This is a genomic window from Micromonospora sp. ABR4_055 (genome assembly GCF_056160425.1).
The window spans coordinates 1-3,806 of the sequence record NZ_JBSWXD010000276.1; the positions used below are offsets into that span (position 1 = coordinate 1).

At 71.9% G+C, this 3,806-nt stretch carries 4 protein-coding genes and 1 pseudogene; 3 read left to right on the top strand and 2 right to left on the bottom strand.

The window, feature by feature from the left end; all coding sequences use genetic code 11:
- Positions 1-65: 65 nt before the first annotated feature.
- Positions 66-638 (bottom strand): hypothetical protein, encoded by a 573-nt coding sequence (locus tag ACXAHD_RS31605; RefSeq protein WP_475055084.1) that lies wholly within the window; start codon positions 636-638, stop codon positions 66-68.
- 185 nt (positions 639-823) lie between these two features.
- Here ACXAHD_RS31605 and pruA point away from each other — a divergent pair, with 185 nt between their 5' ends.
- Positions 824-2,452: an L-glutamate gamma-semialdehyde dehydrogenase gene (gene pruA, locus ACXAHD_RS31610; protein ID WP_281551694.1), complete on the top strand. Its 1,629-nt coding sequence runs from the start codon at positions 824-826 to the stop codon at positions 2,450-2,452.
- A gap of 19 nt (positions 2,453-2,471) precedes the next feature.
- On the opposite strand, the gene ACXAHD_RS31615 is transcribed toward pruA, so the two are convergent.
- Entirely contained in the window at positions 2,472-2,972 is a 501-nt protein-coding gene (locus ACXAHD_RS31615; protein WP_281551695.1) for a DUF6912 family protein, read from the bottom strand.
- Between the two features lie 108 nt (positions 2,973-3,080).
- Here ACXAHD_RS31615 and ACXAHD_RS31620 point away from each other — a divergent pair, with 108 nt between their 5' ends.
- Together ACXAHD_RS31620 and ACXAHD_RS31625 are read left to right on the top strand one after the other, a co-directional pair.
- A complete protein-coding gene (locus tag ACXAHD_RS31620; RefSeq protein WP_281551696.1) occupies positions 3,081-3,308 on the top strand; it encodes a helix-turn-helix transcriptional regulator in 228 nt (75 codons plus the stop codon).
- 122 nt (positions 3,309-3,430) lie between these two features.
- Positions 3,431-3,806: pseudogene (locus ACXAHD_RS31625) on the top strand (hypothetical protein); the annotation flags it as partial.

Here is a 3,806-nt window from a genome sequence, read left to right on the forward strand (position 1 = left end):
GGGAGGAGGACTAGTGGGGGCTGTGGGGAGGGGGAGGGTTGGGGGGGGGGGGGGGTTGAGAAAAGTTACGGCGGCGTCCTTTGGGGGGGTTCTGGGGTGGTTGTTGTGCTGGCAACCCCCAGCGCGCCGGCGGCGGCCGCCGCCGTCAGCAGGCCGGCACGACGGTGCAGACCCGTCAACGCACCACCGACCGTGGCGCCGGCGAACAGCGCCCAGCCGAGGATCTCGACGGCCGACCCGCCCCGGCCGTCGCCGAACACGACAGCGGCGGCGGCACCGACGCCGGTCGACGCTCCGCAGCCGAGGGCGACAAACAGTCTCGGCACCGCCGCCGCGCCCAGCCACCGGTGCGCCAGCCGGCGGACCGCCTGTCCGACACCCGCTCCGGCGATCAGCGCCGCGAAGATCACCGCCGGGAGCCCGTACGCGGTCTCGGTCACCGCGAGCACCCCGTCGGTGGACGACCCCAGGGTACTCAGCACGGAGACGATCAGCAGGGTCAACCAGGCGAGGCTGAGCCAACCGAGCAGGACCGCCGCGCCGACCGAGCCGTCCGGGCCGTCGTGCGGGACCATCGCGGCGTCCGAGCCGTCCGGGCCCACCTCGGCATCGGAGGCGGCTGCGGGTTGGCTGCTCATCGCTGGTGCCCTCCTGGTCGTCGGACGCGCTGTCGCCCGGTGCCGACCAGGGTACGCGGATCGGCGTGCGGGTCAGCTGGGCGTGCGACGATGGGACCCGGACCGCGTCGCCGTGGCCGCCCCACCGGGTGCCCCGACGGGTCCGTCTTTCGCCGACGTTGTCGAGATCACGCCAGGAGCCTGTGATGGACGCCGTTTCCGCCACCCCCGACCCCCGCAACGAACCGATCCGCGACTACGCGCCGGGCAGTGCCGAGCGGGCCGACCTGAGCCGCCGGCTCGCCGAGTTGTCAGCCGACCGGATCGAACTGCCGATGACGATCGGCGGCCGGCAGCGGATGGCGGCGGGCGCGCCGATCGAGGTGGTGATGCCGCACCGGCGCCGGCACGTCCTCGGGGTCACCGGCAACGCCGAGCCGGCCGACGCCGAGGCCGCGGTGGCAGCGGCCAAGCAGGCGGCGCCGGGCTGGCGCAACCTGCCGTACGCCGAACGGGCCGCGGTCTTCCTGCGCGCCGCCGACCTGCTGGCCGGCCCGTGGCGGGACACGGTGAACGCGGCCACGATGCTCGGTCAGTCCAAGACCGCCTACCAGGCGGAGATCGACTCGGCCTGCGAGCTGATCGACTTCCTACGGTTCAACGTGCACTTCGGTCATCAGGTGCTGGCCGAGCAGCCCTGGTCCGCGCCGGGGGTGTGGAACCGGTTCGACCACCGCCCGTTGGAGGGCTTCGTCTACGCGGTCACCCCGTTCAACTTCACCGCGATCGCCGGCAACCTGCCGTCCGCGCCGGCGTTGATGGGCAACACGGTGGTCTGGAAGCCGTCGCCGACGCAGCAGTTCGCCGCCCACTTCACCATGCGGCTGTTCGAGGCCGCCGGGCTGCCGCCGGGGGTGATCAATCTGGTCACCGGGGACGGGCTGGCGGTGTCCGAGGTGACGCTGGCCGACCGGGATCTGGCCGGAATCCACTTCACCGGCTCCACTCGGGTGTTCCAGCAGCTGTGGCGGACCGTCGGGGAGAACATCGGCCGGTACCGTTCGTACCCTCGGCTGGTCGGTGAGACCGGCGGCAAGGACTTCATCGTGGCGCATTCCAGCGCCGACCCGGCGGCGCTGCACACCGCCCTGGTCCGGGGCGCGTACGAGTACCAGGGGCAGAAGTGCTCGGCGGCGTCCCGGGCGTACCTGCCGAAGTCGCTGTGGACGGCCGGGCTGCGGGACCGACTGGTCGCGACGGTCGAGTCACTGCCCTACGGCGACGTGGCCGACTTCACCAACTTCGGCGGCGCGGTCATCGACGACCGGGCGTTCGCCCGGCACGCGGCCGTGCTGGACCGGGTCCGCAACGACCCGTCGTGTCAGGTGCTGGCCGGTGGCACGGTCGACGACAGCGTCGGCTGGTTCGTCCGGCCCACCCTGTTGACCTGCACCGATCCCGGGCACGAGGTGTTCAGCACCGAGTACTTCGGCCCGATCCTGGCGGTGTCGGTCTACGACGACGACCAGTTCTGGGACGTGGTGGCCCAGGCCGAGGAGATCGCTCCGTACGCGTTGACCGGGTCGGTGTTCGCGACCGACCGGCGGGTGATCGACCGAGCCGGCGCCATGCTGCGGTACGCGGCCGGCAACTTCTACGTCAACGACAAGCCGACCGGTGCGGTCGTCGGGCAGCAGCCGTTCGGCGGCGCCCGGGGCAGCGGCACCAACGACAAGGCCGGGTCGAAGCACAACCTGCTGCGCTGGACGTCGCCGCGCACGATCAAGGAGACGTTCGTGCCGCCGGTCGGCCACCGCTACCCGCACATGGGCTGAGCCGGGCGAGCCGGCCCGGTCACAGCAGCGTATCCAGCTCGGACACGTCGTACCACTCCAGTTCGTGGTCCTCGGCACCGTCCACGACGAACTGGGCGTCGGGGTCGCCGGCGGCGGCCTGCGACACGGCGTCCACCGCCGCCGACACGTCGTCGACCGCCTCGTCGCCGTCGACGTGCACCGCGGCGACCGAGGCGAAGGCGATCGGGCCGGCCAGCGTCACGGTGCTGGAGCCAAGCTCGGCGACGGACCGTTTCAACGCGTCCGCCGGCAGGTCGACGGCGATCACCACCCGCCGTCGCGGGGCGGCCGGATCGTCGCGCAGGTGGCGCAGTGACTCCTGGGCGGCGCGGGTGAACGCGACGTACTCCAACTCTTCTTCGTCACCCTCGACGTACCACTCCCGCAGCGCGGGGGTCACGGTGTGCGCGACGTCGGAAGCCAGTTGGCCGGTGCCGCGGAGCCCGGCGAGCGCCGGCAGGGTGGCCGGGACGTAGACCCGGAGCAGGTTGTTGGACACGCTCGCCCCCCACAGATGTCGTCGCTGATGCAATGTACGCCGCCGAGCGGGCCACCGGGGCCACGGTGGCACACTGAACCGACCGACGTAGACGAGCCGGGAGTCACCGTGGAGCCGAGGTTCCTGCAGTTGTCCGACGTCGCCGCCGAACTCAACGTATCCGACTCGCAGGTCTATCACATGGTTCGCAGTGGCGAGTTGCCCGCGATCAAGATCGGCGGCCGCGGACAGTGGCGGGTGGAACGCGCCCAGCTGGAGGAGTACATCCAGCGCAAGTACGCCGAGACGGCGCAGTGGGTGCAGAGCAACCCGCTGATCGAGCGCGAGCCGGAGTAGTCCGGCGACTACTGGTTGTCCGAACACCGTCATCGACAGACGTTGACGGACGGTGTCATGCTGGCTTCAAATCGGTCTGCCGAAGGCAAACGAAGGCAAACGCAAGATCAACAGGAGCTCGGATGACTGTCGCGACCCGGATCCGACGTCCCCCCGTCCGACTGCGGCCCGCCCCGCCGCTGGACCCGCCGTTCACCGACGAGCCGGCTCAGTTCGACCTGCGTCCCGGCCCCCATCCCGGTGTACAGCTGGCGCTCGACCTGGCCCAGGCGACACCCGGCGCCGTGGTCACCGATCGGTCGGCGACCACCGCCGGCCCACCGGCCGACGGCCGGCGCGGGCTGGCGCCGGATGCGCTCGCCGGTGCGTCACCGGAGGCCCGGCGGGCCGCGCACCGGTTTCTGGCCGCGAGCCTGGAGATCATCAACGGGTTCCGCCCGGCCGGTCACATCCGCCGGCTCGCCGACCCGGCGCATGCGCTCGCGGTCGGCGCGCAGC